The organism is Streptomyces beihaiensis (assembly GCF_026274175.1).
Taxonomy (GTDB): domain Bacteria; phylum Actinomycetota; class Actinomycetes; order Streptomycetales; family Streptomycetaceae; genus Streptomyces; species Streptomyces beihaiensis.
In genome coordinates this window covers 1-5,078 of the sequence record NZ_JAPHNL010000148.1, presented here as the reverse complement: position 1 = coordinate 5,078, position 5,078 = coordinate 1, and the positions used below count along the sequence as shown (strand labels likewise).

Here is a 5,078-nt window from a genome sequence, read left to right as displayed (position 1 = left end):
GAGGAGTTCCAGCTCCACCCCGAACAGTCCACCGACGCGATCGTCATCCACCACCCCGAGGCCAAGTACTTCAACGCGCGGTAATCCCCACAAGACGTACACTGGTCGGTCCAGCGTAGGCCGGTCGCCTTCCTGTCAAGGGAAGACGGCCGGCCTTCTCGTCCCTCTCGGAGGTGGCACGGATGACCAGTACGGTCCCCGCAGTCGGTACCCGAACGGCCCATGGCAGCGCCCTGCAGGCCGTACTCCTCGACATGGACGGAACGCTCGTCGACACCGAGGGATTCTGGTGGGACGCCGAGGTGGCCGTCTTCGCGGAGCTGGGCCACACGCTCGACGCGTCGTGGCGGCACGTCGTCGTCGGCGGGCCGATGAGCCGCAGCGCCGGATTCCTCATCGAGGCCACCGGGGCCGACATCACCCTCGCGGAGCTGACCGTACTGCTCAACGACGGCTTCGAGCGCCGCATCAGCCAGTCGCTGCCGCTGATGCCCGGCGCGGCGCGGCTGCTGGCCGAGCTGGCCGCGCACGACGTGCCCACCGCGCTCGTCTCCGCCTCCCACCGGCGCATCATCGACCGCATCCTGCACTCGCTCGGACCGCGCAACTTCCGCCTCACCGTGGCGGGTGACGAGGTGCCGCGCACCAAGCCGCACCCCGACCCGTACCTGATCGCCGCCGCCGGACTCGGCGCCGAACCGGACCGCTGCGCCGTCGTCGAGGACACCGCCACCGGTGTGGCCGCCGCCGAGGCCGCGGGCTGCCAGGTCGTCGCCGTGCCGTCCGTCGCGCCCATCGAGCCCGCCCGCAGACGCACCGTCGTGTCCTCTCTCGAACACGTCAACCTGCCTTTCCTGCACGGCCTGATGACGGCGTGAAGGGGGCGCCGCGGGGCGGACGGGACCGCACCACCGCTCGGTTGAACATGTGACCTTTCCCACTTTACGAGGGGTCGACAACGGCGCGATCGCTGTGCTGCGAAAGGGTTTCACGCGCGCGTACGCGCGACCTTGTGTCCCGTTTGGTCACTCCCTGCGCGGAACCTTCCTCCTGAGGGTGTTTCGGTGCGTCCACACCTGGTTCCCCTGCGTGATGGGCCTACCGAAAAGGCGCCCGCGAACCCCCGCGCCGGGCCCATTAATGTCATCGCGAGAACATCGCCGTAACCCTCTCGCGCCCCGTGGACACCACCCCGTTTCAGGGGCCGCGGAGATCGACAGCTCTGGAGAACTTCGAGCATGAACCGCAAGACTTTGGTGTTGCCGGCCGTGATCGGCCTGCTCGCCCCCGTGCTCGCCGCGTGTGGCGGGTCCGACAGCGGCGGCAAGGACGGCGATGCCATCGCCGTCGGCACCACCGACCGGTTCATCGCCTCACAGAAGGTGCCCGCCCCGTTCGACCCGGCGTACGCCTACGACGCCGGATCCTGGAACGTGCTGCGCCAGACCGTGCAGACGCTCATGGCGATGCCGCGCAGCGGCAGCGGCGAGCCCGTCCCCGAGGCCGCCGAGAACTGCCACTTCTCCGACAGCGGCAGCGAACGGTACGACTGCACGCTCCGCAAGGGCCTGGAGTTCGCCGACGGCACGCCCATCACCGCCAACGACGTCAAGTACTCCATCGAACGCGTACTGCGCATCAAGAGCGGCAGCGGCTCCGACGGTCTGCTCTCCTCGATCGACACGATCGAGACGCAGGGCAAGAACGAGGTCATCTTCCACCTCAAGTCCCCGGACGCCACGTTCCCGTACAAGCTGGCCACGCCCACCGCGGGCATCGTCAACCCGGCGAAGTACCCCAAGGACAAGCTCCGCACCGGCTTCGAGGTCGACGGCTCCGGCCCGTACACGATGAAGGCCGTTGTGAAGGACAACGCCGTCGTCAAGACCGTCTTCACCAAGAACCCGCACTACAAGGGCGAGTTGAAGCCGAAGAACAACAAGGTGGAGCTCGTCTCCTTCACCAGTGCCGCCGCCATGGGCAAGGCGCTGGAGAAGGGCGACGTCGACCTGATCACCCGCACCATGTCGCCGGAGCTGATCAAGAAGTACTCGACCAACCCGCCCAAGAACATCAACCTGGTCGAGATGCCGGGCATGGAGATCCGCTACCTCGGCTTCAACACCAAGGCGCCCAGCGTCAAGAGCAAGGCCGTCCGCCAGGCCATGGCGCAGATCGTCGACCGGGGCCAGATCGCCGCCGACGTCTACGGCACCACCGCCGAACCGCTGTACTCGCTCGTCCCGGTCGGCATCACCGGGCACACGAACTCCTTCTTCGACAAGTACGGCAAGCCGAGCAAGAGCAAGGCCGCCGCACTGCTGAGCCGGGCCGGCATCCACACCCCGGTCAAGCTCACCCTGCACTACACGACCGACCACTACGGCCCGGCCACCAAGAAGGAGTTCGAGGACCTCAAGCAGCAGCTGAACGCCAGCGGCCTGTTCGACGTCGCTATCAAGGGCGACATCTGGGACACCTACCGCGACGCGGAGCTCAAGGGCAAGTACGACGTCTACGGTCTCGGATGGTTCCCCGACTTCCCGGACGCCGACAACTTCATCGCGCCCTTCCTCGGCAAGGACAACTTCCTCGGGACGCCGTACGCCAACAACACCATCCGCGACACCCTCATCCCGGCCGAGCGCCGCGAATCCGACCGGCTGACCGCCTCCAAGAGCATCGGCCGCGTCCAGGACATCGTCGCCGACGACGTACCCGTCCTCCCGCTGTGGCAGGGCAAGCAGTACGTCGCCGCCCGCGACAACGTCACCGGAACCGAGTGGGCCCTGTCCGCCTCCTCGGTCCTGCAGCTGTGGGAGCTGGGCCGCGGCGTCAGCGGCTGAGCGACCGCGGCGGCCGGGCCGAAGCCGCACGCTTCGGCCCGGCGGTCCTCGCACCGCCGACGACAGGGCACGTACGTGAGACCGTGCAACCGGTGGCTGGACATCGTCGCCGACCAGCTGCCCGTCCTGCCCGTGTGGCAGGCCAAGCAGTACGCCGTCGTCCGCGACCACGTCTACGGCGTGGAGAACTGCCTCGACGCCTCCACCGTCTTCCGCTTCTGGGAAGTCAGCAAGGAGTGATCAGGGCAGTCGTCAGGAGAACGGCCAGGTCAGCGGCGAGCGGCGGGGGACAGCCGGTCCGGACCGTCCGGTCCGGGCCCCGCTCACTGGGCGCCGGGCCGGACGAGACCGCTCTCGTACGCGTACACCGCGGCCTGCACCCGGTCGCGCAGCCCCAACTTCGTCAGCACATGACCGACATGCGTCTTCACGGTCGTCTCGCTCACGAACAGATCCGCGGCGATCTCGGCGTTGGACAGCCCACGCGCCACCAGTTTCAGCACCTCGACCTCACGGTCCGTCAGCGTGTGCAGCGTGTCCGGTACCGGCTCGTCACCCGAGGGCAGATGGTCCGCGTACTTGTCCAGGAGCCGACGCGTGATGCTCGGCGCCAGCATCGCCTCGCCCGCGGCCACCACCCGGATCGCCTGCACCAGCTCGTCGGCCGGAGCGTCCTTCAGCAGAAAGCCACTGGCCCCCGCCTTCAACGCCTCCACCACATACTCGTCCAGGTCGAACGTGGTCAGCACCAGCACCTTCGCCGGACCGTCCCGCTCCGGACCGGTGATCTGCCGGGTCGCCTCCACCCCGTCCATCCGGGGCATCCGGATGTCCATGAGCACCACATCGGGCTGCAACGCCCGCACCTGGTCGAGGGCCTGCAGACCGTCGCCGGCCTCACCGACGACCGCGATGTCCTGCTCGGCCTCCAGGATCATGCGAAAGCCCGTACGCAGCAGCGGCTGGTCGTCGACCAGTAGGACGCGGATGGCCACGAAACTCTCCTTCGATAGTCCCGCCCCATTCTGCCCTGCTACACCTGCCCGGACTCGCCCGCCCCGACCGGCCGGCCCTGCTCCGGCACCGCGAGCGGATACGGCGGGGGAGTCCCCCCGAACTCCGGGCAGACCGCCTGGTGATCGCACCAGCCGCACAACTTCGTCGGCCGTGGCCGCCAGTCGCCCGTCTCGGTCGCCAGCTCGATCGCCTCCCACAGCGCGAGCAGCTTGCGCTCCACCCGCTCCAGGTCCGCGACGACCGGGTCGTACGTCAGCACATCCCCGCTGCCCAGGTACACCAGCTGGAGCCGCCGCGGCACCACCCCCTTCAGTCGCCACACGACCAGCGCGTAGAACTTCATCTGGAACAACGCGCCCTCGGCATACTCCGGCCGGGGCGCCTTGCCCGTCTTGTAGTCGACGATGCGCACCTCGCCCGTCGGCGCCACGTCGACCCGGTCGATGATTCCGCGCAGCCGCAGCCCCGAATCCAGCTCGGCCTCGACGAACAGCTCCCGCTCGGCCGGTTCGAGCCGCGTCGGGTCCTCCAGCGTGAACCACCGCTCCACCAGGCGCTCCGCCTCACCCAGCCACCGGGCCGTCCGCTCGCCCTCGGCATCGTCCGCGAACAGCTCGCCCAGCTCCGGTCTCGCCTCCCGCAGCCGCTCCCACTGCCCCGGCACCAGCGACTTCGCCCGCGGCGCGGTGCGCTCACCGGCCGGCGCGTCGAAAAGTCTCTCCAGCACGGCGTGGACCAACGTGCCCCGCGTCGCCGCCTCACTCGGCTTCTCGGGCAGCTTGTCGATCACCCGGAACCGGTACAGCAACGGGCACTGCATGAAATCGCTCGCGCGCGACGGCGAGAGCGACCGCGGCCGGACGGCGGCCGGGGTACTGCTCTGCGTGCTGGTCTCCATGACGGACGACCTTACGGCCCACCACTGACAATCCGCCCGCCCCGGCGGCCAGGCACCTGCGCCGCGGCGGCGTCTTGCGTAGCGTGGGCCGGGGGAGTCGACCAAGGCCACCGAACACTGTCCGCATACCATCGACGCCAGACCGTCCCGGCCGAGGGCGGCAGACACTCCGCAACGAGGGGACCGAGGGATCACCGTGGACGACAGCGGGCAGCCGCAGACCGGCACCGGCGAGGCGACGCCGCCCGCCCCGGCGGACGGCTCGCCGACACGCGTCGGCGCCCCCGACGACCCGCGGACCCCCGCCCCCTCGGCAC

5 protein-coding genes are annotated in these 5,078 nt (G+C 69.3%); 3 read left to right on the top strand and 2 right to left on the bottom strand.

The window, feature by feature from the left end:
- Positions 1 to 182: 182 nt before the first annotated feature.
- The 3 genes from OFY01_RS15035 to OFY01_RS15025 all read left to right on the top strand — a co-directional run bounded on the left by OFY01_RS15035 (position 183) and on the right by OFY01_RS15025 (position 3,086).
- A complete protein-coding gene (locus OFY01_RS15035; RefSeq protein WP_266600095.1) occupies positions 183 to 878 on the top strand; it encodes an HAD family hydrolase in 696 nt (231 codons plus the stop codon).
- Positions 879 to 1,238: 360 nt separating this feature from the next.
- Positions 1,239 to 2,846: an ABC transporter substrate-binding protein gene (locus OFY01_RS15030; RefSeq protein ID WP_266600093.1), complete on the top strand. Its 1,608-nt coding sequence runs from the start codon at positions 1,239 to 1,241 to the stop codon at positions 2,844 to 2,846.
- 75 nt (positions 2,847 to 2,921) lie between these two features.
- Positions 2,922 to 3,086 (top strand): hypothetical protein, encoded by a 165-nt coding sequence (locus tag OFY01_RS15025; protein ID WP_266600091.1) that lies wholly within the window; start codon positions 2,922 to 2,924, stop codon positions 3,084 to 3,086.
- 83 nt (positions 3,087 to 3,169) lie between these two features.
- Here the strand turns inward: OFY01_RS15025 and OFY01_RS15020 are convergent, their stop codons facing one another.
- Positions 3,170 to 3,841, bottom strand: coding sequence for a response regulator (locus OFY01_RS15020; RefSeq protein ID WP_266600089.1), 672 nt, complete (start codon positions 3,839 to 3,841; stop codon positions 3,170 to 3,172).
- A gap of 38 nt (positions 3,842 to 3,879) precedes the next feature.
- The gene (locus tag OFY01_RS15015; RefSeq protein WP_266600087.1) at positions 3,880 to 4,761 is read right to left on the bottom strand and encodes a RecB family exonuclease; all 882 of its coding nucleotides are present in this window, start codon (positions 4,759 to 4,761) and stop codon (positions 3,880 to 3,882) included.
- Positions 4,762 to 5,078 lie beyond the last annotated feature (317 nt).

Excerpts from the sequence above, each read along its gene's own strand:
- OFY01_RS15015 (WP_266600087.1), bottom strand. The coding sequence starts at position 4,761 with ATGGAGACCAGCACGCAGAGCAGTACCCCGGCCGCCGTCCGGCCGCGG.
- OFY01_RS15035 (WP_266600095.1), top strand. The coding sequence starts at position 183 with ATGACCAGTACGGTCCCCGCAGTCGGTACCCGAACGGCCCATGGCAGC.
- OFY01_RS15030 (WP_266600093.1), top strand. The coding sequence starts at position 1,239 with ATGAACCGCAAGACTTTGGTGTTGCCGGCCGTGATCGGCCTGCTCGCC.